Source organism: Treponema sp. Marseille-Q4132, from assembly GCF_014334835.1.
Lineage (GTDB): Bacteria > Spirochaetota > Spirochaetia > Treponematales > Treponemataceae > Treponema_D > Treponema_D paredis.
In genome coordinates this window covers 157492-181665 of sequence record NZ_CP060591.1, presented here as the reverse complement: position 1 = coordinate 181665, position 24174 = coordinate 157492, and the positions used below count along the sequence as shown (strand labels likewise).

Sequence of the window (24174 nt, the reverse complement as noted above, 5' to 3'; positions counted from 1 at the left end):
ACAAATAATTAGCAGAGGGTAACATATGCTTTTACATCGTTTCTGTCAAGACAATGATTACCCTTGTAATCTTTCGGCATCAGAATTTTTTTTAAATCAGGACGGAAAATTATGATGCGACATACGCTGTTTTCGATTATCGCGGCGGTAAGTCTTTGCGCTTATCCGACAGCCGCAGAAAAGATGCAAAAAAAAGCCGCACCTGTGTACGGCATAACGCTCGATGCGCTTTCATCCTCTTCAATCGATGCCGTTACGGATGCGATACGGGCGCTTCCCGTAAAACCCGCCGCTCGCGTCGTCGTCGATGCCGATAGAAAGCCTGCAGATTTTATTCCGCTGCTTTCCCGCCTGCACGAAGTCGCGTACATCATGTTGTGTCCCTGCGATTCCGAAGATATGAAACGCTATAAAACCGTCAAAGCATATACCGCGCGTTTTGCCGACTGCGCTTTGCACCTCGCTCCGTATGTCGATATTTGGGAAGTCGGCAATGAAATCAACGGGGAGGGATGGCTAGGCGGTACGAACGCATTGAATGCGCAAAAAGTCTACGCGGCGTGGACATATTTGCATTCGTTCGGATATAAGACGGCGCTGACGGCATATATGTTCAAGCCGGGCGATCAGAGCATGACGATGGAAGCGTGGCTTACAAAGTACGTTCCCGAGGATATGAAAGCCGCGCTCGATTATGTGCTTGTCAGCTATTACGACGAAGACAACGACGGCGAACACGAAGACTGGAACACCGTATTCGAAAATCTGTACCGGCTTTTTCCCAATTCGCTGCTCGGCTTCGGCGAATGCGGCTTTGCTTCTCCGCACAAGGGGGGAAACGATTTTAACAAACAAGCCGATGCGTATTACCTCATGACTCCGTATAACGACCGCTATGTCGGCGGATACTTTTGGTGGTGCTGGCAGGAAGACTGCGTTCCGCATCAAAACAATCCGCGCTGGCAAAAGATGTACGACAATTTTTATCGGATGAAAGAGCTGTATTAAAAATCGTATAAAAGCAAAACCGAACATATCGTTTTCGAAATCGATATATTTGCCGTATAACAACGTATCGCTTTTCCGCACGCATAACGGCGGTACACGGACGCCCTGTTTTCACGAGGATGCCGGACACTGTATGCACGCTTGCTTTTTTGATATAATATCGTTATATTGAACGAGAGAATAATTACCTACTTATTTTGTAGATAATTAAGCTTTTATATTCCGTATCAATCAGGAGTTCCGTTATTTATGAGTGATCTGTTGCTCGACGTCCGACATGTTTCGGTCGATATAAACGAAAAATCAGTACTGCACGGCATCGATTTGAAAATCAATAAAGGCGAAACGCACGTATTTATGGGGCCGAACGGAGCGGGTAAATCGACGCTCGGCAATACGCTTATGGGAAATCCCGTCTACACCTTGACCGAAGGAAAAATCATATTCGACGGTAAAGATCTCACCGAAGAAAAGACGGACGTGCGCGCAAAAGAAGGCATGTTTTTATCCTTTCAAAATCCGCTCGAAGTACCGGGCATTTCCCTTGAAACTTTTATCAGAAGCGCGCTCCAACAGAGAACGGGCGAGCGGATAAAACTTTTTCAATTTCAAAAAGATTTGCAAGCTGCGATGCAATTGCTGAATATGGATGCGTCGTATGCTTCGCGCGATTTGAACGTCGGCTTTTCAGGCGGCGAACGTAAAAAAAGCGAAATCCTGCAGCTGCTCATGCTCAAGCCCAAATTTGCAATCCTTGACGAAACCGATTCGGGACTGGACGTGGACGCGGTGCGCACGGTATCGAAGGGCATCGAAGCGTATAAAAAGAACGGCGGAACTCTGCTCATCATCACGCATTCGACGAAAATACTCGAAAGCCTTACCGTCGATTTTACGCACGTGCTCGTCAAAGGCAAAATCGTCAAAACCGGAGATGCCTCTCTTGTCGATGAAATCAACAAAAACGGATTCGAACGCTTTGAAAAGGACGGCGGGCAATGAGCGAAGTCATAGACAAAAACTCCGCCGCAAAAATCGATATCGATACGTCGATGTACGATTTTCGTTACGATGAAAAAGATTTTTACCGAAACGATCCCGGTTTGACCGAAGAAATCGTTTTAAAACTTTCCAAAGACAAAAACGATCCCGAGTGGATGAGAGATTTCCGTCTCGCCTCTCTTAAAATCTATAACGAAATGCCCGTGCCGAACTGGGGACCGGACATAAGCGGACTGCACATCGAACACATTGCGACCTACGTGCGTCCGAACACGAAAATGCAAAACAATTGGGAAAACGTTCCCAAAGATATTAAAGAAACTTTCGAAAAGCTCGGCATTCCCGAAGCGGAGCGCACTTCGCTTGCGGGAGTCGGCGCACAGTACGACAGCGAACTCGTCTACCACAATATACGCGACGAAGTTGCAAAACAGGGCGTCGTCTATTCGGATTTCGAAAGCGCGCTTCGAGGCGAATACGCGGATATGATCAAAAAACATTTTATGCGCTTGATTTCGCCGCGCGCCCATAAATTCGCAGCCCTTCACGGAGCGGTGTGGTCGGGAGGTTCCTTCGTCTACGTGCCCAAAGGCGTTCACCTTTCCTTTCCGCTGCAGTCGTATTTCCGTTTAAACGCAAAGGGCGCAGGTCAATTCGAGCACACGCTCATCATCGTCGATGAAGGAGCGGATCTGCACTTTATCGAAGGATGCTCGGCGCCGAAATACAACGTCGCAAACCTGCATGCGGGAGCCGTCGAACTCTACGTTGCAAAAAACGCGCGGTTGCGCTATTCGACGATCGAAAACTGGTCGAAAAATATGTACAATTTAAACACGAAGCGCGCGCGGGTCGAAGAAGGCGGATCGGTCGAATGGGTATCCGGTTCGTTCGGCTCTCATATTTCGTATCTCTATCCCGAAAGCGATTTGGTCGGCGAACGCGCGAGAGCCGAATTCACGGGCGTCACCTTTGCAGGCAGCGGACAAAACCTCGACACGGGCGCGAAAATGGTACACAGCGCTCCTAATACGTCGAGCGTCATTACGACAAAATCGATTTCAAAAGGCGGCGGCGTAAGCACATACCGCTCGGCCATCTATATCGATAAAAAAGCGCACGGGAGCAAAGCTTCCGTTTCATGCGAATCGCTCATGCTCGATCCGAACTCAAGAAGCGATACCGTACCCGCTATGGAAATTCATACCGACGACGTAGATGTCGGACACGAAGCGAAAATCGGGCGTATTTCCGGAGACGCGATTTTTTACCTCATGTCGCGAGGCATCGCCGAGGACGAAGCGAGAAGCATGATCGTCAGCGGTTTTGCAAATCCCGTCAGTAAAGAGCTGCCGCTCGAATACGCCGTCGAAATGAACAATCTCATCCGCCTCGAAATGAAAGGCACTCTGTAAGGATCGCGTATGACCGATACATTAACAATTAATAATTTACCGACGCTTACATGGAATTGGCTGAAAATAAATTCAACACCCTTTTCAACAGATGCTCTTTTTTCGGGCGACGGAGAACCCCGCATGAGCGCCCTGCCCCGCGGCGTCGAATACGATCGGAGCTCAAACGCGGATGCCTATCGCGATCTCGAAACGGGCTGCGGAAAAGCGCTCGGAGAGCATTTTTTTAAAGATGCGAAAGCTTCACGCATCACCGTAAAAAAAGGCGTGCATGCTGCAGAGCCCGTCTTTATCGATTTCGATTTGGGCGATAAAAGCGCGACGTCGGCATTCCACATCATTAAAGCCGAAAAAAACGCTTCCGTCACGGTTATCATGAGATACGAATCGGAGCGCGCTTCATCGGGTACGCAGATTCTCCGCACGATTTGCGACGCCGAAGAAGGCGCGTTCATCCGTTTGATAAAAGTGCAGCTTTTGGGAAGGGGTTTCATTCAAGCGGACGATATCGGCATCGTTTGCGCCGAAGGCGGCCGCGTCGAACTGACGCACGTGATCCTCGGAGGAAAAGAAACCTATACGGGAGCTGCCGGAGTGCTTCCTTCTTTCGGAAGTTCGTTCAAAGCCGATACCGCTTATTTTTGCCGCGGAGAGCAAAAACTGGACATGAATTATGTCGCGCGCTTGAGCGGGAAAAAAACCGACTGTCAAATGACAGCCCGGGGAACGCTGCAGGACAAAGCGGTAAAAACCTACCGCGGCTCGATCGATTTTATAAAGGGTGCGGCAGGCGCTGCAGGAAACGAATACGAAGAAGTGCTTTTGCTTTCGCCCGATGTCGTCAATAAATCGATTCCGCTCATCCTCTGCGGCGAAGAAGATATCGCGGGCGAACACGGTTCGACGATCGGAAAGCTCGGAGAAGATACGCTCTTTTATATGCAGTCGCGAGGCATCGCAAAACGGGAAGCGGAAATGCTCATGGCGCGCGCAAAAGTCGCACGAATCGCCGACGGCATTCCCGACGAAGGCACTGTCGAAAAAATCAATGCGTACTTGGACGAGGTATTTTCACATGAATGATTTTAGAAACGACTTTCCTTTTTTTTCGAATGAAAAAAATAAAGGCCTCATCTATTTCGATAACGCGGCGACGACACAGCGGCCGCATCAAGTAATCGATGCGATACGGCATTTTTACGAAGAAAACAATGCGAATCCCCTCCGAGGCCTCTACGATTTAAGCGTGCGCGCAACCGAAGCTTACGAAGGAGCGCGGCATACCGTCGCCCGATTTATCAACGCGGCCGAAGACTCGGAAGTGATTTTTACGCGGAATGCGAGCGAATCGCTGAACCTCGTCGCGTACAGCTACGGTATGGCGAACATAGGCGAAGGCGATGAAATCGCCGTTTCGATCATGGAACACCATTCGAATATCCTTCCGTGGCAAATGGTCGCAAAAGCAAAGAAGGCTAAGCTCGTCTATTTGGAGTGCGACAGGGAAAGCGGCGTCATCTCCGACGAAGAGATTGCGGCAAAGATCGGAAGCCGCACAAAGCTCGTCGCCGTCGCACACGTGAGCAACGTTCTCGGCATTACAAACGATATCGAAAAAATAGCGAAAGCCGCTCACAAAGCGGGAGCTGTCGTCGTCGCGGACGGTGCGCAAGCCGTGCCGCACATCAAAACCGATGTACGTTCCCTCGATGCCGACTTTTATGTCTTCAGCGCCCATAAACTCACAGGCCCCACGGGCTGCGGTATTTTGTACGGAAAAAAATCGCTTTTGGAAAATATGCCGCCTTTTTTGCGCGGAGGGGAAATGATCGAATACGTTACGCGGGATGACGCGACTTGGGCGCCGCTTCCTGCAAAATTCGAAGCGGGTACGGTAAATGCGGGCGGAGCGGTCGCGCTTGAAGCCGCCGTCAAATACATCGAATCGGTCGGCTACGATTACATAACGAAACACGACAACGCACTCGCCTCCCGCCTCATCGAAGGTATGAAAGAAATCCCGCACGTGCACATTATCGGAAACCCCGACGGAAAACGGCACTGCGGTATCGTAACCTTTACGATAGACGGCGTACACCCGCACGACATTGCAACCGTACTCGATACGGAACGCATCGCGATCAGGGCGGGACACCACTGCGCTCAGCCGCTCGGCGCCTACCTCGGCGTTCCCGCAACGGCGAGGGCAAGCGTCTACTTTTACAACACCGAAGACGAAGCCGACGTTTTTTTGAGCAAAGTAAAAAACATCCGCTCGTGGATGGGATTTAAAGACTGACGGCAAAGGCTTTCGGATACGGAGCGAAAAAAGACGCGCGCATAAACGCGAATACAAGGACGGCATTGTTATGGAAACGAAAGAACTCTATCGTGAAATTCTCAACGAACACAATTTGAATCCCTCTCACAAAAAGCCGATGGCCCGTCCTTCCCTCGTTTTAAACGGCGTGAATCCGAGCTGCGGGGACAATATAACGCTCAGTTTGCAAATCGATGATGACGGAACGATCACCGACGGATCTTTTACGGGAAGCGGCTGCGCCATCTCCCAAGCGTCTGTCGATATGATGCTCGATCTCGTCGTCGGAAAAAATAAAACCGAAGCGCTCCGTCTCGCAGATATCTTTATGAACATGATAAAAGGCGATGCGGCTGCAGCCGACATAGAACAGCTCGACGAAGCCGCCGCCCTCGAAGACGTTTCGAAAATGCCCGCGCGCGTCAAATGCGCAGTACTCGGCTGGCGGACGATGATGGAAATGTTCGACAAAAACAAATCCGTCGGAAGCGGAAGCGCGACGCACTGCGACAATTGCACGCAAAAAGACGTGTGTACGAAAGCGTAAGCCCGCCTTACAATACTTTTGGCGAAGCAAAAAACGTAAACGGAACACATCATTTCCGCCTCTTGCAAATTATAAAACGGCGCCTTCGAAAACTCGACATTTAAGCGAATATAAAGTACACTGACAAAGTTATGTTCAAAGACGGAACATTCGGCAATTCTTTCGATAAACTCGTTTCAGGTATAAGCGCCGAAGAACGCCGGTTTTTACTTGAAAAGCTGAAAAAAGAAAATCTTGCCGCGCCGCCCGAAACGCTTGAACCGGCCGATGCCGAAATATCGGATACGAGAACGCTGGAAGCGCGCATACAAACCGAACCGCTTTTTTATCGCTTTATGTTGTGGCTGCGATCCTTATTTACAACTCAAAGCCGGGAAACGCTCTACAACAAAGATTTTATCGCGGACACGGCACATAAAACGGCACGGGCACATCCGGGTCTCATCGATTTTTCTCACAGCGTTTTGGAATCGGTCTTTTATGAAAAACTTAAAGACCTTCACGACTGCGCGTCTTTTTTTAAACCCTACCTTGCCGTAGTCTACGATGCACCCGGCGAATTCTATGTGTTTTTAAGCACTTTTATCGCACCCGAAATTGCCGAGCACATCGACAATGAAGCCGATCCGTACACGATTCCGTTCGACCGCCCGCTGACAAATGAGCTTCGCGTTTCGCTCATGCGAAAACTAGATGCGGCAGTACGCGATATTTCAAGAGAATCGAAAGCGTCCTTGTATGAAGCGGTACGCAGTACCGAATGGCTCAGGCAGTTTACCGCCCTGCCCTATCTCCACTTTATCGCGCAGTTTACCGCGATTGCATCGACTTCTCATACCTGCCCCTTTGCAAACGCCCACGTCGATTACGCCGCTTTTGCCCGTCTGCTTTCGAACGGAGTTCCGATTTCAAACGAACTGCTTCAATGCATCTTTTTTTTCGTACGAAAAAAAACGATGAGAACAATTTCACTCGATATCGACGCGGAAAATGCGCTGAGGGAATTTTTAACAAAATCTGCGGCAATGCTTTCGGGAATACGAATGTTTATGGGAACCGTTCCCGTCGTTGCGCTCGGGCGCATCATATACGGAAACTGTACGTGGTTCCCCGATGCTTTCGGAGGAGCGGAAGACTGGACGATAAAATTCCGCGGACAGTGGAAAGCGGTCTTTGATGAAAGATGGAATGCATGGCTTGCGGACAGAAAAAAACATCAGCTCCTCGACACGCTTACGATACATTTCGATCTCAAAGAATTTCCCGAACTGCCCTATCGTCCGTGGACTTCGTTGTGGGGCGGCATTCCGTTCCGCTGCGAAATGACCGGGGGATTTTTGGCGTGGTTCGCCTCGCATAAATATCAGGATGCGATCCCGACGCTTACGACGCTGATGCTCGAAGGAATATTTTTGAAAAATGAAAACCGTATAGAGTTTTCCGAAGCGGTCAACGATTTTTCGGCGGTAAATAAAAAAATCGAAGCGTTTGCCGACTCGCTTTCACCGCGCGGTACGAGGGGAATCGTATTCGAAGATACGGCAGCCGAACATATGCGCTCGCTGCAGGGACAGGCGCGCATCGACTCTCTCATGGTCAGGATGGAAAGCGAAGTCCGCGCCCTCGCAAGCGCATTTTGTTCATCCTGCCGCACTATCGAAAATATTTTTTCAGGTATTTTTAACGAAAGTAAAAGCGACGAATACGATGCCTTGCAAAACCTTATGACTATCCAAGGACGGGAAAATCAGGATTTCCGAGATAAAATGCTCGGCGTGCGGAACCTGCTGCAAAACGCGCTCAAACTTCTGGCAGAAATAGAACCCTTCGATCTGCCGAATGAAGCATCTTCCGGTACGGCAGGCAAGCAATGAAACACATCACCCTCGCCCGTGCCGATCGCTATGTCGTACAACCTTTTTATGCGGACGGAAAACCCCTTTTCGCAGATCCGTTTCGCTGGGGCATGACGCTCAAAAAAGCGGGAAGCATGCGATTCCGATGGGATGAAAAGAATGAAGCGCGCGATGATCTTCTGAAAGAAATCGTTTCAAAGCGAAGCGATTTTCAGGAAAACCTTCGCTGCGAAATCGTTCCGCTCGAACTCATTCATTCAAAAACCGTATACGCAGTCTCTTCCGCCGGCGATGTTTACGGCTTGCAGGGCGACGGCATACTCACGGCAAACGCACTTCTCATGCCGGTCCTTACGGCAGCGGACTGTATGCCGATATTTTTTTATGAACGCGAACGCGGCGTATTCGGCGTCGTTCATTCGGGATGGAAGGGAACGGGGATAGTCGGCGAAGCGATAAGCATGATAAAAAAAATATACAAAGGAGATCCGTGCCGCATTTCGGTCGCCCTCGGACCTCATATACGAACCTGCTGCTATATCGTTGACGAAGAGCGCGCTTCGTATTTTAAAAAGAACTTTTGCGAAGACTGCGTAAGCGAATACGACGGGACAAAACGCTACCGGCTTTCGCTTGAAAGAGCGAATCTTTTTCTCCTGGAAAAAGAAGGCATCCTTGACGAAAACATCGTCGTATGCGACGACTGTACGAAATGCGACGACCGCTTCGGCTCGTTCAGGCGGGAAACCGGAGGGGATATAAAAAAGACTTTTACCGTACAGGCGGCTTTTTGCGGACGGATCGGATAAAACGATATGTCCCCGCTTGCAAAATCGCGTCCTTTTTATTACGATATTTTTATGCAGGGAACGGTCTTCGACGGAACGAATAATTTTTTTACGGTGCGATGCAGTGACGGAAAACTGCGCTCGTGTTCGCTCAAAGGAAAAATATTAAAAAGCGAAGACCGGTTTTACAATCCGCTCGCTCCGGGCGACATCGTGGAAGTCGAAGCCGATAAGCTCGACTCATCGAAGGGGCAGATACTGTCGCTTGTGCCGCGTAAAAACTCTTTTGTACGCTGGAACGTCAAACGCAAATGTCCGCAGCTCCTCGCGGCAAACCTCGATTTTATCGTTTTGGTGACGACTCCCGACGAACCGCCGTTTCGTCCGCGCTTTATAGATCGCGAACTCGCGCAAGCCGAATGTCAAAATCTCGAACCGATTATCGTGTGCAATAAATGCGACCTCGCAGCCGGTGACGACATCGATTTTCAAGCGAGAGCGAAAATATGGGAAGATCTCGGATATGCGGTATTGTATGTTTCGGCAAAAACGGGAGCGGGACTTGATGCATTGGCGCGCTCTCTCGCAGGGCACGTCGCTGCCTTTGTCGGGCAGTCGGGCGTCGGAAAGTCGAGCCTTATAAACGCGCTTGCGGGAAACGAAGCGCTCCGCACGGGGAATTTAAGCCGAAAATATGAGCGCGGCGCTCATACGACGACAAAGGGTTCGCTCAATACGATCGTCATCGATAAGCGCTTTACCGGACGAGAGGGAGATGAGGCTTCGATCATCGATACGCCGGGTATCCGACGCTTTGTGCTGCACGATATCGATCCGGAAGATTTGGCGCTTTATTTCCGCGAGTTCAAACCGATCGTCGGCAGCTGTACTTTCGGCATGAGCTGTACGCATACGGCGGAACCCGGCTGCAAAATCCTCGAAGCCGTCTACGCGGGCGTGATCACCGAAGAGAGGTTTTCGAGCTGGATGCGCATAAAGGATGAAATGAAATCGCAAAGCTGGGAAGATTAGCATGGACGCATCAGCACTTTCCGAGCTCGACTTTTTCCGTATCAGAGACGAAGCGTCCGCATACTGCGTAAGCGAAGAAGGGAAAAAGAGTTTTTGCGAACGGCTTCCGCTCACGGACGAAGCGGAAATCGAAGCGCTGAAAAATATAAGCCGCGATTGGAGCGCATACAACGCATCTTCATTCGGGATCGCGCTTTTTTCGTGGCCTCCGGTCGCCTCCCTTTTTTCCCGTATAAGCGTTCAGGGTTCTTCTCTTTCCGTCGAAGAGTTTCACGCGCTTTCGCTCTTTTGCACTTCGGTTAAAAAACTTTCGTCGTGCATCGAGGGAGCCGAAAAAGAGCTTTCGATAGAAACGCTTTCCGAAGCCGTCCGACGCCTTCCCGATTTAACAAAGCCCGCGTCCGAGATCGCACGGGTCATCGCGCCCGACGGAGAGCTGAAAGATCTTCCCGAACTCCGCGAAATAAAAACGAAAATCGCAAACCTCAATAAAAAAATTCAAAGCATTATGCGCTCGTATACGGCAAATCAAAAGCTTTCCTCCGCCCTCGAATCGACGGTGCCCGCTCTACGTTCGGGTCATCAAGTGCTCGCGGTCAAAGCTTCTCACAGAAGCCGCATTGCGGGCATCGTGCACGAAGTGTCGCAGTCGGGGCAAACCGTGTACATAGAGCCGGAAGAATCGGTACGGACGGGAAACGAACTGCTCGAAGAAGAGGCGAATCTCCAAATCGCGGTCAAAGCGATTTTAAAAAAGCTTACCGCATCGATTGCGCCTTATGTGCCCCTATTCGAAGCGGCTCTTCCTTCAATGATCGCGATCGATGAAGCTTATGCGAGGGCGAAATGGGGCGGTGAACACCGTGCGGCCTATGCGCTTCCCTGCGGAAGGGAAGATGCGCTCACGCTGATCCAAGCGCGCCATCCTCTGCTCGGAGAAAAAGCGGTGCCGATAGACGTGCGTTTTATGAGCGGAAAAAAAGTTTTAATAATCACGGGGCCGAACACCGGAGGCAAAACGGTTACGCTCAAAACGATAGCACTCTTTTCGCTTTTGAACCAAAGCGGCTTTCCGATTCCCGCAGCGGAAGGTTCGCGTCTTCCGATCTTCGATAAAGTGTTCGCCGACATAGGCGACAGACAGTCGATCGATTCGTCGCTTTCGACCTTCGGCTCTCACATGAAAAACATCGCGCGCGCGATCGCCGAATGCGGCGACAAAAGCCTCGTCCTCCTCGACGAACTCGGAAGCGGTACCGATCCGCAGGAAGGCTCTGCGATCGGCATGGCGGTTCTCGATGCGCTTATCGAAAAAAAAGCGTTTACGCTTGTGACGACGCATCAGGGCATACTCAAAAATTACGGATGGACGCACGAAAGCTGCATCAACGCGTCGGCCGAGTTCGACGGGAAAACCCTCTCGCCGACTTACCGCATACTCATGGGCGTTCCGGGCGAAAGCCGCGCCCTCGACATCGCGCAAAAAAGCGGTCTCTCTCCTTCCGTCGTCGAAAAAGCGAGAGACTATATCGCGGGAAACAGTGCCGATATTTCCGCTCTTATCGCGGGACTTACGGCAAAGCACGCCGAAGCCGATGCTCTTGTACAAGCCTGCCGTCGGAAAGAAGAAGAACTCGCGGAAAGGCAATACGTTCTCGACGCGAAAGAGCTCGAAAACCGGCAAAAGGAACACGAGCTGCAAGAAGCGGTGCACGAAAAAGCCGAAATCTTTCTTTCGGAAAGCCGGAAGCGCCTTGAAAATCTCGTTCGCGTCATCAGAGAGGGCGAAATCACGAGGGAAAAAACGCTTGCGGTAAAACGCTATATCGACGAATTGACGGAAGCGGCAGCGGCGCAAAAAAAAGAGCTCGACGAAAAAGGCGAAAAACTTTCCGATGCGCAAAACGCATTTAAAAATATCACTCCCATGCCGCACCCGAAAAGCGCGAAGCCGACAAAACGCCGCGTGAAAAACGCCGAAGCGCTCCGCGCGCTCCAAAGAGAGGGCAATGCAAACGAAACGAAAATAAAACCGCCCTCTTTTGAGCCGGGGACTGCCGTCATTGCAGGTGAAAAACGCATGAGCGGTACTATCGTTTCGCGCACGGGCAAGGGAAAATTCCTCGTACAGTTCGGTTCGATAAAAATCGAAATGAAGCAAAAAGATTTGACGCCCGCCGCTTCGAGTACGCTTTCATCCGCGCCGCTTGTCACCGTCGAAACGAAGCGCGAAGGTGCGGGCGAACATCCGGCTTTCGAACTGCGCCTTTTGGGACTCCGCGAAGCCGAAGCGATTGCCGCCCTCGAACGGCAGCTCGACCTCTGCACGATTCACGACTTTAAGCGTTTCAGTGTCATACACGGAAAGGGAAACGGCGTGCTGCAGCAGGCGGTGCAAAATTATCTTTCGCACTGCGCGGGCGTAAAAGCGTTCCGTTTTGCGCCTCCCGAAGACGGAGGAGCGGGAAAAACCTACGTCGAACTGCACTGAAAGACTATTCGGTCGAATGCGGATTTTAATGCGACAGGGATTGCAGGGGCGTGTTCCGAAGCGAGCCGGAGGCGAGAAGAGGAATGGAGGCGAAAGCCGGAACCCCGAAAAGCCCGGTTTTTGCGATGCAATCGCAAAAAGTCGCCCTGAATTGTCCGATTGTATGTTCGGCGAAAATGAGGTATACAATATACGATGGCTGTAAAAGAAAGGCGTGCGCGGCTTACCGCGATAGAAAAACTTATTAAAAAAAACAGGATCGAAAGCCAGGAGTCGCTGCTCGCCCACTTGCAAAAAGCGGGGTACGATGTAACGCAGGCGACTCTTTCGCGCGATTTGAAGCTGCTCAAAGTCGGCAAAATGAGCGACGGAAAAGGCGGCTATATCTACACGCTCGAAAAAGAAGAAGAGCGCACGGAAGCGGAAAAGATTTACATTCAGGATTTTTTGCGCGGTTATATCAGCATAGACTGTTCGGGCAATATCGTCGTTATTAAAACTTTTCCGGGACACGCGAATACGGTCAGCAACGCGATCGACAATATGGACTTTGACGATATACTCGGCACCGTTGCAGGCGACAATTGTCTCTTTGCATGTCTTCGCGAGGGGGTAAGCGGCGCGCAGTTTTTAAAATCGCTTAGGAAAAAGATTCCGGGACTCGAAGCGTGACGGTTCTGCTCGGCATTATCGCCTCTCTCGTCTTTTCGGCCGCAGCAGCTTCGGTCGTTATCAACGTGCGGGAGTGCAAGTGGCGTGCGGATATTCAAACTTATGAAGGCACAAAAAAAATCGATAGGATCGGCTACGAAAAACTCATCCTCGAAAGATACCGCGCAAAATCGCATCACAGAACCTATCGCTCAGAAAGCGATTATATCGCCGTGCCGCTCGACGCTCCTATGCGCGAAGGGCGGAAGCTTAAAGAAAATTGGATAGCGATAAACGGTCTTTCTTCGATCGTCGATTCAAGCGTATTCGCTTCAGACCCGCCCTTCGACGAACTCCGCCTTTACGGCATAAAAGACGGAGTGCGCCGCCTCGTCCGTAAGTATGCGTATTATCCGGAAAATTACCGCGATATAAAAGCGCGCGTCGAATCGTATAACGCAAAGCGGAGCGCACAGGGGATGAAAAATAAGCTTCCGGAAAAAACGAGCTTATAAGACCGAGCTAAAAATCGCCGCACTCGCAGCGGTATTCAAAGCTCATCGTCCGGCTTCTTTTTGCGCCTTTTTTCGCGCTTCATCGGAAATTTTCAGCGCGTCTTCCTGCAGCTTCAAATGCGTGCCGTACATGGATGCCGCAAGCGCATCGATTTTCCCGCCCTCGCCTTTCGTTTCGGCAAATGCGCGCTGTCTCAGGCGGACTTCCTTCACGAGCGTATTGTCTTTTTCAAGAAGGGCGATGAGATCCCAATGCCAATTCAAATCGCTCGGAGGAAAAAGCGGCGGAGGAGGATCTTTTCGGCGCGAGTTCGCTTCGGCGACGATTTGCATCAAGTGCGACGCGCTGTCTTTACCGAGCACTTTCGTCATATACGGTTTTCCGAAAACGCAGATCGTCCCCGTTTCATCGAGTTTGTAATCGCCGAAATCGAGCGGCGTCTTTACGATATTTCTGATGCGATTGCTTCGTCCCGTCACGCAGGTAAAAACGCTCGCGCTCGAAACAATATGCTTTGCGACGGAAAAAGTTTTATCCGTGTCGTCAAAGGACGCGAGGGCGTCCGTGTACGGCATCGTCGTCTCCCAAAAACGGAGCACGTACATGCCGTCATCGCTTACATAATATGAGCGTATTTCAGGCACTCTCGGATAGGGCGCAAGGCGTATGCTCTCCCGCTTGCACACGCCCTGCCAATAGCCCCTAAGCTCGCCGCCGGATGAGGCGGGACGGTCTTCCGAATCGAAGCGAAGTACGAAATCGAGATAGAGTTCGTTTCCGATGACGGCGACGGGGATGCGCGTTTCATATCGCTTTTTGCCGTTGTATTTGACGACGAGTTCCCACGCGCCGCTCTCGTAAGGCAGGGCGTTTCCGTTCGTATCGTAGCGAGGTGGACGATTCAAAAGGTCTTCCGCCGTCACCGTAAGTCGCTCGGCTTCTTTTGTCGTCGCCGTACACAAAAATCGTTCGCTCAGATCCGCAAAGGCTTCCGGTTCTGCCGCCCTGTCGTAAAACCAGCCGTAATACGTTTTTAAGATAAGGGCGATATCGGTCGGCGCGACTTTCGCATTTTCAGACGAAGCTTGTGCAGCTGCGGAAGTTCCCGCCGCAGTATTCTCCGGCACAAAAAACACATAGCGGTCGCCGCCCGTCCAAATGCCTTCGAGCAATGCAGGAAAGTTTACCGTCTCCCGTTCGGGAACGCTCACATAGTCCCACCCGTACATCGCGGCGATCGTGCGCGCATCGAGTTCCGTCTGAGGAAAAAGAGAAGCGGAGAAAAAAATAAAAAAAGGCAAAAGGCGAAAAGATTTACCCATATCTATCATATCGGCAGTTTCAGCTTTTCTGCGCACGGCTCGCAATAAAAAAACCTCCGAAAACCGGATACGTTTTCGGAGGTTTCCATACATACCGCTCGCTATAAAAACGGCAAGCGGCAAAATCGAATCGACTTTACTCTGCAGGCGCGAAATCTTCGGGATATTCGACGTTCGTGTACACGTTTTGTACGTCGTCGTTTTCTTCAAGCTTGTCGATGAGCTTTTGTACTTTTTCGGCCGTCGCCGCGTCGACTTGCGCGCTCGTATCGGCGACCATGCCCACTTGCGCTGAAAGCGATTCGAGTCCCTTTTCCTGCAGCGCTTCGAGCACGCCGTCGAAAGCGGAAGGATCGGTCGTTACGGTGATGATACCGCCGTCGTTTACGATGTCGTCGGCGCCGGCTTCGAGACCGACTTCCATAACCGTATCTTCCGATACTTTTTCGGCGTCGTATTCGATCGTGCCTTTGCGCGCGAACATGCGGGAAACCGAACCCGTTACTCCGAGTTTTCCGCCGTTTTTGTCGAATATGTTGCGCACGTCGGCTGCCGCGCGGTTTTTATTGTCGGTAAGCGTTTCGACAAGGACTGCAACTCCGCCCGGTCCGTATCCTTCGTAAACGAGTTCTTCGTAGGTTTTTCCGTCCGTGTCGCCGGTGCCTTTTTTGATCGCGCGTTCGATATTGTCTTTCGGCATACTCGACGCGCGCGCTTTTAAAATGGCGGTGCGAAGTCTGGGATTCGAGTTCGGGTCTCCGCCGCCCATGCGCGCAGCGATTGAAATTTCCTTAATGAATTTTGTAAACATTTGACCGCGTTTTGCGTCGGCGATTCCCTTTGCATGTTTAATTGTTGACCATTTACTGTGTCCTGACATGGTTTTATCGAACTCCTATGAAAAAAATTACTGAATAATGATTGTTTTGTAACTATAGCATAAAACGAAGGTGCCTGTCAACGATACGGAAATTGTTATAGAAATTGTTTTTTGATATTTTCCAATAATTTTTTTCATTCTCGACAGCCGCTTCGATAATCGCTATAGTTTCGGTATGATCATCGCGGAAATAGGAACGGCACACGGAGGTTCGCTTGCAAAAGCAAAAAAGCTCATCGACGCGGCTTTTTTTGCCGGAGCCGATGCCGTAAAATTTCAATGGGTGTATGCGGATGAAATCCTGCACCCCGACACGGGAACGGTCGATTTGCCGGGCGGAAAAATAAAGCTCTACGATCGATTCAAAACGCTCGAAGTGCCGATCGATTTTTTTAAATCGGTAATGGCGTACGCGCACCAAAAAAATCTCCTCTTCGTCTGCTCGCCTTTCGGTCTCAAAAGTCTCCGTGAACTGCTCACATTGAAACCCGACGCCGTAAAAATCGCATCTCCCGAATTGAATCATATCCCGCTTTTGAAAGCCCTGTCGGATTTCCGTACGGTGCAAAAAGCGCTCGGAGATGCCGTCGTCCCCGTCATCCTTTCAAGCGGCGTTTCAAAGCTCGCCGACATCGAACGCGCTCTCGACATCGTCGGAAAAGAAAACGTTACGCTGCTCCACTGCATCACAAGCTACCCCGCTCCCGAAACCGAATACAACGTGCGCCTCGTTTCCACGCTGCACGATATGTTCGGCGTACCCTGCGGCATCAGCGATCACTCTCTCGATCCCGTCCTCGTTCCCGTCCTCGCTGCCTCATGCGGAAGCGTTATGACCGAAAAACACATCACGCTGAGCAAAAAGACGGACGGACTCGACGATCCCGTCGCGCTTGAAGCCGAACAGTTCGCCCTGATGGTACGTTCTCTTCGCCAGTGCGAAGCGGCAAAACGGCGCTACGGCAAAAAACGAGGAGAAGCACGCATACTCAAAGAGATGCGCGAACAATACGGCAGGAAAAAAGTGCGCGATGTATTGGGTACGGGAATCAAAACGCTTGCGCCGTCGGAAATCGAAAACTACGGAAGGACAAACCGCTCGCTCCATTTTATGCACGCGATGAAAGCAGGCGACGTCGTCGGAGAAAACGATATCGCAGTCCTCCGTACCGAAAAAACGCTCACGCCCGGCATTTCACCGGAATACTTTGAAACGATCGTAAACGCGCGCCTTTCACGGGACGTCCGCTCGGGGGCAGGCGTCGATTGGGAAGACATCGTGCATCGTCCGTAAGCGCGGAAAGAAGCGCCGTACAACGATGATTTTTGAAAATATCGGAAAATCCGCAAAACAATTTTTTATTGCGGAACTGATATCTTTAAATTTTCGCTATCGGCTTTTTCCGTTTCAGCCCATTCGGGATGAATTGCATACCACGGCTTGAATTCTGCGAGTTCTTCTCGTGTCAGCTTGGGACAATCGGAAAAATCTTTATTTTTAAAATCTTCCATTTCTTTTTTTCTCTTTTCCGACAAGGGTGGCAATTTTTTTATCTCATCTAAAGTCATAGTTACGATAGTACTCATCGATTTCATCCTTTTCTGCAAAGCGTGCAGAAATCACTCGAATATTTTCATATCGTTCCGTATAAATCACAACAACAACTTTATGAACCATTCCCAAAACTTTTATTCGCTCTTCTTCCGTATTTGAATGTTCGAAATCTATTTTTTCTTTGCGCTTTTCATCTAAAAAAAACTCGTACAGCTTCATCGAACGTAATTCCATGTTTTTTCAGATTTTGTATATTCTTTTCTTCGTCCCATTCAAATATCATCGATAACCTGTAACAATAGTGTAGACCCGTTATACATATTTGTCAAATTATATACAATTACGATCGATGCGCTCGCGCGCATCATTGACGAGAACTGTCACGGATTTTGCTATCCGTTTCTTCCGTGCAAGGGAGATGCGCTGTCGCGCATCAATTGACGAGAACTGTCACGGATTTTACTATCCGTTACGCCCGTGACAGTTCTTATACTTTTTCCCGGAGCCGCAGGGACAGGGATCGTTTCGGCCGATTTTCGGCACCGTTCTCCGGACAGTCACCGATTGTCCCTGTGTATGTTTTTGCATCGCCCCGCCTGCGGCGGCCCTCCGCGCGGCATCTCCGCTCATCTGCATGGAAGTGACACGCCGGTCCTCGGTCGACGCTCCTCCCGCAAAAGACGCGGCTTCGGAATGCTGTGCGCTCATATCGCGTGCACTCATTCTTTTTCGTGCTTCGGCTGCAGCCGGTGAAAGCTGGATGCGCACTTTGAACACGCGCGACATAACGGTCGTACGGATCGAATCCATCATTTCGTCGAAAATATTAAAACCGTCGATCTTATATTCGGTAAGCGGATTTTTGCTGCCGTAAGAACGCAAGTGCACCGCGTCGCGCAAACTTTCGAGTTCTTCGAGCTGGTCGAGCCATTTTTTGTCGATCGTCTGCACGTACTGGTAACGGATAAACATATTGAGGTTTTCTTTGCCGGCAAGCGTTTCTTTTTCCGTCAAATCGTTTTGCAGCATCGATTCAAGCGTTTCGCGCGAAAGCTGTTCGGGTGCCAATTGAATGCCGAACATATTTCTGATGCGGTCGTTGAGCTCTGCAAAAGCGGCATCCTTTTGTTTTTTCGTGTGCAGTTCGTATTCGTCGAAAATATCGTTTACGGCGTCTTTTGCGTTGTTCATAATGCGCACGGAAAGATTTTCGTCGGCGAGAATGCTGTCCCTCTGTTTATAGACGACACCGCGCTGTTCGTTTAAAACGTCGTCGTAGTCGAGCAGGTTTTTGCGGATTTCAAAGTTTCTGTCTTCGACTTTTTCCTGCGCTTTTTTAATGCCGCGGTTCAGCCACGGGTGATCGATCGGCTCTCCGGGCTTCATGCCGATCCTGCTCATCATCACTTTCATGCGCTCGCCGCCGAACAATCGCATGAGATCGTCATCCATCGAAATAAAGAATTTACTGCGACCGGGGTCTCCTTGACGTCCGGAACGGCCGCGCAGCTGATTGTCGATGCGCCGGCTTTCGTGACGTTCGGAGCCGATGACGTACAGTCCGCCCGAAGCTTTTACGTCTTCGTAATCTTTTTTCCACTGTTCTTTTTCGATTTTATAGGCGGCATCGTATTGTTCGGGAGTTGCATTCGTTCCCGCTCGTTTTTGCGCGCGGAATTCGGGATTGCCGCCGAGCTTGATATCGGTACCGCGGCCTGCCATATTCGTGGCGATCGTCACCGCGCCCTTTGCGCCCGCTTCGGCTATGATGAGCGCTTCCCGTGCGTGATTCTTCGCGTTCAGCACTTCGTGGCGGACTCCCTTGCGCGTGAGCATCGCCGAAAGGTGCTCCGATTTTTCTACGGAAACGGTACCGACGAGTACGGGCTGTCCCTTGGCGTGAGCTGCGGCGATTTCATCGCAGATCGCCGTCCATTTATCGCTTTCGTTGAGATAAACTTCGTCGTTTTCGTCTTTTCTTGCAACCGGTTTATTCGTCGGAATGGAAACGACGTCGAGTTTGTAAATTTTATTAAATTCGACCGCTTCCGTCGCAGCCGTTCCGGTCATGCCGGAAAGCTTGTCGTACATGCGGAAAAAATTCTGGAACGTGATCGTCGCGAGCGTTCTGTTCCGCTGTGCGATGCGCAAATGCTCTTTCGCTTCGATCGCCTGATGCAGTCCGTCGCCGTAGCGCCTGCCTTCGAGGATGCGGCCGGTAAACTCGTCGACGATCTGCACTTGTCCGTCTTTGACAAGGTAATCGACGTCGTTTTTGTACAAAGTGTGCGCACGTACCGCCTGCGTAAAATAATGGACGTATTCGAAATTGTTTTCGTCGAAGACGGTTCCCGTTATTAAATTGTGCTGATGGAGGATCGCATCGATGTGGTTCATACCCGCGTCGGTAAACGACACGCGCTTCGATTTTTCATCGAGCGTGTAATCGCCTTTGATGTTTTTCCGCTGTTCGGGATCCATGTTCACTTCGTCGGGATAAAGCCCCGTCACGGGATCCTTTTCCACTTCGACAAGTTGCCCGACATATTTATCGACTTCGTGATACTTGTACGTGTCGTCTTCGCCCTGCCCGCTGATGATGAGAGGCGTGCGCGCTTCGTCGATCAAAATCGAGTCGATTTCGTCGACGATACAAAAGCTGAATCCGCGCTGCACTTTTTGCGAAAGCTCTATCTGCATATTGTCGCGGAGGTAGTCGAAGCCGAGTTCGTTGTTCGTTCCGTACGTGATGTCGCAGTCGTACGCCGCTTTTCGAGCCGCGTTGTCCATATTCGAAAGGATGGTGCCGACGGTCTGACCCATATACGCGTATACAGGCCGCATCCATTCGGCATCGCGCCCGGCGAGGTAGTCGTTTACAGTGACGATGTGAACGCCCTTTCCCGAAAGGCTGTTCAAATAGGCGGCCGCGACGCACATAAGCGTTTTGCCTTCGCCCGTTTTCATTTCGGAAATGCGCCCCGAATGCAGCACGAGCGCACCCATGATCTGCACGTCGTAAGGACGTTCTCCCAATACGCGGAACGAAGCTTCGCGCGCGAGCGCAAAAGCTTCGGGAAGTATGTCGTCGAGCGTTTCGCCCTTTGCGATGCGCTCTTTAAAAATTGCGGTCTGTTTCGGAAAATCTTCCGCCGAAAGGGATTTTGCCCAGCTCTCTTTTTCGTTCACTTTTGCAAGGATCGGAGCGAGCGCTTTGACATCTCGTTCGTTTTGAGAGCCGAAGAAAAACGTAAGAATCTTATCGATAAACATACCTATAAATATACGATATTTTGCAGTGCATTGACAAGACGAAAACCAATGTTTATGCTGAACGCATGATACAAAAAATCGCCGCGTGTATGATCGTTTTTTCCGCCTGCTTTTTTTCCTGCAAAAACTCACCGTCGGTCGAATCGATAAAGGAAGACGAGCTTTTTTCGCTTTCATACGGACGCTTCGAAGATCAGCTCAATATGTTCGACCTTGCGGATATAGGAAACGTACACACGAGCATGACGATGCGCGACGGTTTTTTTTACATCGCAAACGGTGAAGCCCAAAAGATTATGGAGCTCAATTCGTACGGCGATCTTTTGACGCTGTACTACAACGAAACGGAAGACGCATCCGAAACCCAAACTCATGAAAGCGCGGCGAGCAAACGCAAAGCGATAGCCTACCCTTTCAACAATCCCGGTTCGATCGCCGTCGATTCGCGAAAACGTATGTACGTCGTAAGCACGATGCCGAAAGAGCGGCAGGAAGAAAACGAAAAAGGAACGCTTTTGTACAGTCAAATCATACTGCGCTTTGCAAGCGACGGTACGTCGGAAGATTATATCGGACAGCAGGGCATCGGCGGCACTCCCTTTCCGTTTATAAAAAACATCTATACGACATCGAACGATGAACTCGTCGTCGTCTGCATCACCACGGAGGGAACGATCGTCTATTGGTTTTCCGAAGCGGGATTTCTCATGTATCAAATTCCGATTTTAATAAAAGACGCGCCGAAAATACCCGACGCCAAAGCGGGCGCAAACACTATTTCCGTCCTACAAGACGTCATACCCGACTGTACGTCGAGGAAGCTTTTCGTAAAAGTCGATTATTATGAACCGCGTATCGACGAAGATTCCAAAACCGAAGCAGGTATCGATTTCGTAAAAACCTATATATTTCCGCTCGCCGTAGAAAGCGGCAAATACGGTAACCCCGTCGCAGTCCCTCCCTACGAAGAGACGATTTCCGCCGATTACGGTAAACTCGTGTTCCGCCTGCCCTACGATTTTCTCGGCGTTTCGAACAGCGGTTGGCTTTTTTTTATCATTTCGACGGATACGGGTTTCGGTATCGAAATGGTGCAGCCTTCGGGACAAAAAGTCATCAAGCGGCATTTCAATGTGATGCACGACGATATCCTCTACTACGTGCTTTCGCTGTCGGACAGCGGCATCATTTCAGCGCTGTTTATCGAAAAAGAAAAAGCGCGCGTCGTGTGGTGGCGGACGGATTCGCTTTCGGCCGCGATCGTAAAATCGTAAGAGAGCGGCGCCGAACGCGTAAAGCGCAAAGAAGGATCGGACGATGGATTTCACCAATATGGACGAAGGCCGCGAAGACGGAAAAGAAGCGCTGCATTATTATTTCAGCCATGAAGAGCGCATAAAACGCGCGCCGAAAATCGTGCAGGATTATTACAACGGAGAGGGGATCCAAAGCCCGAAAGGAATTTTAAAATCGCTTGTCGCGACAAAAGCGAACCGCTTCGGTCTTTTCGCTATCGCAATTTTTTGCGCGTTTATCTACGTCTATTCGCTTATCGGCGAAAAACCCTACCGCAAAACTATAGGAGGAGCGGAAGCGACGCTTGCGGCTTTTTCGTATGCGGATGAAATATACGCAAGCCTCACCGTCAGAAACGGAAACGATAAAGCCGACGCGATAAAGGGCGGCACGGTTACCGTACGCTTTTCGTCGATCGACGTGCAAAAGGCGATCGTCGGCGAAACCGAAGATGCGCAAAGTTATACGGGAGAAGAACTGTCGGTGCGGACAAAGTTTCCCGATTATGATATAGTAGCGGTACGGGCGGAAATACGCTTTCAAGGCGAAACGAAAACGCTCGTCGCGCGCGTCGTGCGCGAGTAAAAAATGAAAAGCGCCGCTGAAATGGCGCAGCGCTTTTAACTTCGAGTTTTCTTTTGAAAACTCGTCCATATACCTGTGCGCGTTCGCGCACTGATGCGGTATTTTCGAAAATTGACATTTTCTGCAATGCCGCATTTAAGGAAGGATATGCTATGTTGCAGTTCTATTTTTTATCGATTTTATTAAATCTCGTTACGGGAATCATTCTCGTCTACGGTAAAAATCTCATCTCAGGCGAAAGTCCCGAAAGTAAAGCGCGGGGCATTCTCGGTGAAAACGCGTTTTTCGACGACAAAACCTTCCGCCTCGTACTCGGCATTTTGACCGTCTTCGTCGGCATTATGAAACTGCTTTCGGTCGTGCGCACCGACGTACCGGTCGTCGGAGATTTGCTTCCGGCGGCAGCAGGATTGTTCGGAGGCTTTTGTATCCTCGTCGAATTCTACAAAACGAATTCCGCATCCGAACTCGCCCTTCCTCATTGGATCGACTTGTGCTTTGTCGAAAGAAGGAAATACGTCGGCTATGCGTGCATCGCAGCCGCCGTCCTCCACTTCAGTTTTCCCGACGTACTTTTACTCTAGGTATATCGATGCGAGTTGTAAGTGCGGCGCTGCTTTTTGCAGTCCTCGTTTCTTTTGTTTCATGCACGAAAAAATCCTCGGAATCGATTCGGCTGGATTTATCCGATCCCCTCGCTCTCGCGCCGGACATCAGTTGGGCTGTCGTGCTCGATCCCTACGCCGCATACCGTCCCTCCCCGTCGTGGGATGATGCCGCCGAGGGCTATTGCCGAAAAGGCGATATTTTACAAGTGACGGGAAAAGCCGACGTAAAAGAAAGCGGCACCTGGTACAAATTCAAAGACGGCTGGCTTCCCGAATCCGCCGTCACGATCCACGCAAACCGCTACCGTGCCGAAAGAGCCGCCGAAAAGCTGAAATAAGCGCGCCCTTGCCGTGCGGTAAACCGCCTACAGCTTGCTTCAATTCGAAGCCGTTTTTAAGGGCAGTTTTTTTCCCGCCGATCGATTATAAAACACGCATAAAAGCCGTAAATTATACTCATTACCGTTTTATAAATAATTCATATTTATAATCAGGGGGCTGTACATTCTTATTAAAAACGGGTATAGTAATCAAACGGATATATAAATCAACCGGATATAAAACAGAAAGAGGTTCAATTATGAAAAATTACCACACCACACTGAGCGACGCCGGCGTCAGACCCTCGGTACAGCGAGTTGCGGTCTACTCCTATCTGTGCGAACATCCCGTGCATCCGACGGTGGAAACGCTTTACGCTTCCCTGTCGCCCGAATATCCGACGCTTTCGAAAACGACCATATACAATACGCTGAAATTATTCGAAGAAAAAAAACTCGTACGCTCTCTGAAAATCGAAGACGATAAACTGCGCTACGATGCGGATATACGGCCGCACCTTCACTTCAAATGCGAAAAATGCGGCAAAGTGTTCGACGTATTCGACGATACGAACATCGCCGACTATATGCTCAAAAGCACGGACGCCCTTCCCGAAGGTTTTGTCATGACAAAGATGCAAACCAATATGTGGGGTATCTGCCGCGACTGTGCAAAGCGCTGACGCGATTTCACTCAATCGTTCCCCGT

The 24174-nt window shown here is 50.3% G+C and carries 23 protein-coding genes; 18 read left to right on the top strand and 5 right to left on the bottom strand.

Annotation, left to right across the window (positions count from 1 at the left end; all coding sequences use genetic code 11):
• Window positions 1–111 precede the first annotated feature (111 nt).
• The 12 genes from H9I35_RS00790 (at window position 112) to H9I35_RS00735 (ending at window position 13625) form a co-directional block, all read left to right on the top strand.
• Window positions 112–1008 carry a glycoside hydrolase family 113 protein gene (locus H9I35_RS00790; RefSeq protein ID WP_187419781.1) on the top strand — a complete coding sequence of 299 codons (897 nt, stop codon included), beginning with the start codon at window positions 112–114 and terminating at the stop codon, window positions 1006–1008.
• Between the two features lie 249 nt (window positions 1009–1257).
• Window positions 1258–2010: a Fe-S cluster assembly ATPase SufC gene (gene sufC / locus H9I35_RS00785; RefSeq protein ID WP_187419780.1), complete on the top strand. Its 753-nt coding sequence runs from the start codon at window positions 1258–1260 to the stop codon at window positions 2008–2010.
• Window positions 2007–3425, top strand: a complete 1419-nt coding sequence (gene sufB / locus H9I35_RS00780; RefSeq protein ID WP_187419779.1) for a Fe-S cluster assembly protein SufB — start codon at window positions 2007–2009, stop codon at window positions 3423–3425. The genes sufC and sufB overlap by 4 nt, the downstream gene beginning before the upstream one ends.
• Before the next feature lie 9 nt (window positions 3426–3434).
• Complete coding sequence (locus H9I35_RS00775; protein ID WP_187419778.1) at window positions 3435–4508, top strand: SufB/SufD family protein; 1074 nt, start codon at window positions 3435–3437, stop codon at window positions 4506–4508.
• Window positions 4501–5724 (top strand): aminotransferase class V-fold PLP-dependent enzyme, encoded by a 1224-nt coding sequence (locus H9I35_RS00770; RefSeq protein ID WP_187419777.1) that lies wholly within the window; start codon window positions 4501–4503, stop codon window positions 5722–5724. Before H9I35_RS00775 ends, H9I35_RS00770 begins: the two co-directional genes overlap by 8 nt.
• A gap of 70 nt (window positions 5725–5794) precedes the next feature.
• A complete protein-coding gene (gene sufU / locus H9I35_RS00765) occupies window positions 5795–6292 on the top strand; it encodes a Fe-S cluster assembly sulfur transfer protein SufU (RefSeq protein ID WP_187419776.1) in 498 nt (165 codons plus the stop codon).
• A 131-nt stretch (window positions 6293–6423) separates the two neighbouring features.
• A complete protein-coding gene (locus H9I35_RS00760) occupies window positions 6424–8166 on the top strand; it encodes a DUF5312 domain-containing protein (RefSeq protein ID WP_187419775.1) in 1743 nt (580 codons plus the stop codon).
• Complete coding sequence (locus H9I35_RS00755; protein ID WP_187419774.1) at window positions 8163–8957, top strand: purine nucleoside phosphorylase YfiH/LACC1 family protein; 795 nt, start codon at window positions 8163–8165, stop codon at window positions 8955–8957. The genes H9I35_RS00760 and H9I35_RS00755 overlap by 4 nt, the downstream gene beginning before the upstream one ends.
• 6 nt (window positions 8958–8963) lie before the next feature.
• Window positions 8964–9968 carry a ribosome small subunit-dependent GTPase A gene (rsgA, locus tag H9I35_RS00750; RefSeq protein WP_252722683.1) on the top strand — a complete coding sequence of 335 codons (1005 nt, stop codon included), beginning with the start codon at window positions 8964–8966 and terminating at the stop codon, window positions 9966–9968.
• Window position 9969: 1 nt separating this feature from the next.
• On the top strand, window positions 9970–12459 hold the full coding sequence (locus H9I35_RS00745) for an endonuclease MutS2 (protein WP_187419773.1): 2490 nt from the start codon (window positions 9970–9972) through the stop codon (window positions 12457–12459).
• A 195-nt stretch (window positions 12460–12654) separates the two neighbouring features.
• A complete protein-coding gene (locus H9I35_RS00740) occupies window positions 12655–13131 on the top strand; it encodes an arginine repressor (protein WP_187419772.1) in 477 nt (158 codons plus the stop codon).
• Window positions 13128–13625, top strand: coding sequence for a hypothetical protein (locus H9I35_RS00735; RefSeq protein WP_187419771.1), 498 nt, complete (start codon window positions 13128–13130; stop codon window positions 13623–13625). Before H9I35_RS00740 ends, H9I35_RS00735 begins: the two co-directional genes overlap by 4 nt.
• Window positions 13626–13667: 42 nt before the next feature.
• On the opposite strand, the gene H9I35_RS00730 is transcribed toward H9I35_RS00735, so the two are convergent.
• Both H9I35_RS00730 and H9I35_RS00725 read right to left on the bottom strand, forming a co-directional pair.
• The gene (locus H9I35_RS00730; RefSeq protein WP_187419770.1) at window positions 13668–14948 is read right to left on the bottom strand and encodes a hypothetical protein; all 1281 of its coding nucleotides are present in this window, start codon (window positions 14946–14948) and stop codon (window positions 13668–13670) included.
• A gap of 136 nt (window positions 14949–15084) precedes the next feature.
• Window positions 15085–15828, bottom strand: coding sequence for a YebC/PmpR family DNA-binding transcriptional regulator (locus H9I35_RS00725; protein ID WP_187419769.1), 744 nt, complete (start codon window positions 15826–15828; stop codon window positions 15085–15087).
• A 175-nt stretch (window positions 15829–16003) separates the two neighbouring features.
• Between H9I35_RS00725 and H9I35_RS00720 the strand changes: the two genes are divergently transcribed.
• The gene (locus tag H9I35_RS00720; RefSeq protein WP_187419768.1) at window positions 16004–17122 is read left to right on the top strand and encodes an N-acetylneuraminate synthase family protein; all 1119 of its coding nucleotides are present in this window, start codon (window positions 16004–16006) and stop codon (window positions 17120–17122) included.
• Between the two features lie 65 nt (window positions 17123–17187).
• Here H9I35_RS00720 and H9I35_RS00715 read toward each other — a convergent pair whose 3' ends face one another.
• From H9I35_RS00715 to secA, 3 genes are all read right to left on the bottom strand, one after another.
• On the bottom strand, window positions 17188–17397 hold the full coding sequence (locus H9I35_RS00715) for a hypothetical protein (protein ID WP_187419767.1): 210 nt from the start codon (window positions 17395–17397) through the stop codon (window positions 17188–17190).
• Window positions 17384–17617, bottom strand: a complete 234-nt coding sequence (locus H9I35_RS00710; protein ID WP_371809451.1) for a BrnT family toxin — start codon at window positions 17615–17617, stop codon at window positions 17384–17386. Before H9I35_RS00710 ends, H9I35_RS00715 begins: the two co-directional genes overlap by 14 nt.
• A 228-nt stretch (window positions 17618–17845) precedes the next feature.
• Window positions 17846–20656 (bottom strand): preprotein translocase subunit SecA, encoded by a 2811-nt coding sequence (secA, locus tag H9I35_RS00705; protein WP_187419766.1) that lies wholly within the window; start codon window positions 20654–20656, stop codon window positions 17846–17848.
• A 65-nt stretch (window positions 20657–20721) separates the two neighbouring features.
• On the opposite strand from secA, the gene H9I35_RS00700 reads away from it, so the two are divergent.
• The 5 genes from H9I35_RS00700 to H9I35_RS00680 all read left to right on the top strand — a co-directional run bounded on the left by H9I35_RS00700 (window position 20722) and on the right by H9I35_RS00680 (window position 24148).
• Complete coding sequence (locus H9I35_RS00700; protein WP_187419765.1) at window positions 20722–21930, top strand: LIC_12708 family protein; 1209 nt, start codon at window positions 20722–20724, stop codon at window positions 21928–21930.
• 43 nt (window positions 21931–21973) lie between these two features.
• Window positions 21974–22537: a hypothetical protein gene (locus H9I35_RS00695; RefSeq protein ID WP_187419764.1), complete on the top strand. Its 564-nt coding sequence runs from the start codon at window positions 21974–21976 to the stop codon at window positions 22535–22537.
• 152 nt (window positions 22538–22689) lie between these two features.
• Entirely contained in the window at window positions 22690–23121 is a 432-nt protein-coding gene (locus H9I35_RS00690) for a hypothetical protein (RefSeq protein ID WP_187419763.1), read from the top strand.
• An 8-nt stretch (window positions 23122–23129) separates the two neighbouring features.
• On the top strand, window positions 23130–23483 hold the full coding sequence (locus tag H9I35_RS00685; protein ID WP_187419762.1) for a hypothetical protein: 354 nt from the start codon (window positions 23130–23132) through the stop codon (window positions 23481–23483).
• Window positions 23484–23725: 242 nt separating this feature from the next.
• Window positions 23726–24148: a Fur family transcriptional regulator gene (locus H9I35_RS00680; RefSeq protein ID WP_187419761.1), complete on the top strand. Its 423-nt coding sequence runs from the start codon at window positions 23726–23728 to the stop codon at window positions 24146–24148.
• Window positions 24149–24174: the final 26 nt, after the last annotated feature.

Bases quoted from the DNA above. Each gene is read 5' to 3' on its own strand.
- H9I35_RS00790 (WP_187419781.1), top strand. From the start codon at position 112: ATGATGCGACATACGCTGTTTTCGATTATCGCGGCGGTAAGTCTTTGC.
- sufC (WP_187419780.1), top strand. From the start codon at position 1,258: ATGAGTGATCTGTTGCTCGACGTCCGACATGTTTCGGTCGATATAAAC.
- sufB (WP_187419779.1), top strand. From the start codon at position 2,007: ATGAGCGAAGTCATAGACAAAAACTCCGCCGCAAAAATCGATATCGAT.
- H9I35_RS00775 (WP_187419778.1), top strand. From the start codon at position 3,435: ATGACCGATACATTAACAATTAATAATTTACCGACGCTTACATGGAAT.
- H9I35_RS00770 (WP_187419777.1), top strand. From the start codon at position 4,501: ATGAATGATTTTAGAAACGACTTTCCTTTTTTTTCGAATGAAAAAAAT.
- sufU (WP_187419776.1), top strand. From the start codon at position 5,795: ATGGAAACGAAAGAACTCTATCGTGAAATTCTCAACGAACACAATTTG.
- H9I35_RS00760 (WP_187419775.1), top strand. From the start codon at position 6,424: ATGTTCAAAGACGGAACATTCGGCAATTCTTTCGATAAACTCGTTTCA.
- H9I35_RS00755 (WP_187419774.1), top strand. From the start codon at position 8,163: ATGAAACACATCACCCTCGCCCGTGCCGATCGCTATGTCGTACAACCT.
- rsgA (WP_252722683.1), top strand. From the start codon at position 8,964: ATGTCCCCGCTTGCAAAATCGCGTCCTTTTTATTACGATATTTTTATG.
- H9I35_RS00745 (WP_187419773.1), top strand. From the start codon at position 9,970: ATGGACGCATCAGCACTTTCCGAGCTCGACTTTTTCCGTATCAGAGAC.
- H9I35_RS00740 (WP_187419772.1), top strand. From the start codon at position 12,655: ATGGCTGTAAAAGAAAGGCGTGCGCGGCTTACCGCGATAGAAAAACTT.
- H9I35_RS00730 (WP_187419770.1), bottom strand. From the start codon at position 14,948: ATGGGTAAATCTTTTCGCCTTTTGCCTTTTTTTATTTTTTTCTCCGCT.
- H9I35_RS00725 (WP_187419769.1), bottom strand. From the start codon at position 15,828: ATGTCAGGACACAGTAAATGGTCAACAATTAAACATGCAAAGGGAATC.
- H9I35_RS00720 (WP_187419768.1), top strand. From the start codon at position 16,004: ATGATCATCGCGGAAATAGGAACGGCACACGGAGGTTCGCTTGCAAAA.
- H9I35_RS00715 (WP_187419767.1), bottom strand. From the start codon at position 17,397: ATGACTTTAGATGAGATAAAAAAATTGCCACCCTTGTCGGAAAAGAGA.
- H9I35_RS00710 (WP_371809451.1), bottom strand. From the start codon at position 17,617: ATGGAATTACGTTCGATGAAGCTGTACGAGTTTTTTTTAGATGAAAAG.
- secA (WP_187419766.1), bottom strand. From the start codon at position 20,656: ATGTTTATCGATAAGATTCTTACGTTTTTCTTCGGCTCTCAAAACGAA.
- H9I35_RS00700 (WP_187419765.1), top strand. From the start codon at position 20,722: ATGATACAAAAAATCGCCGCGTGTATGATCGTTTTTTCCGCCTGCTTT.
- H9I35_RS00695 (WP_187419764.1), top strand. From the start codon at position 21,974: ATGGATTTCACCAATATGGACGAAGGCCGCGAAGACGGAAAAGAAGCG.
- H9I35_RS00690 (WP_187419763.1), top strand. From the start codon at position 22,690: ATGTTGCAGTTCTATTTTTTATCGATTTTATTAAATCTCGTTACGGGA.
- H9I35_RS00685 (WP_187419762.1), top strand. From the start codon at position 23,130: ATGCGAGTTGTAAGTGCGGCGCTGCTTTTTGCAGTCCTCGTTTCTTTT.
- H9I35_RS00680 (WP_187419761.1), top strand. From the start codon at position 23,726: ATGAAAAATTACCACACCACACTGAGCGACGCCGGCGTCAGACCCTCG.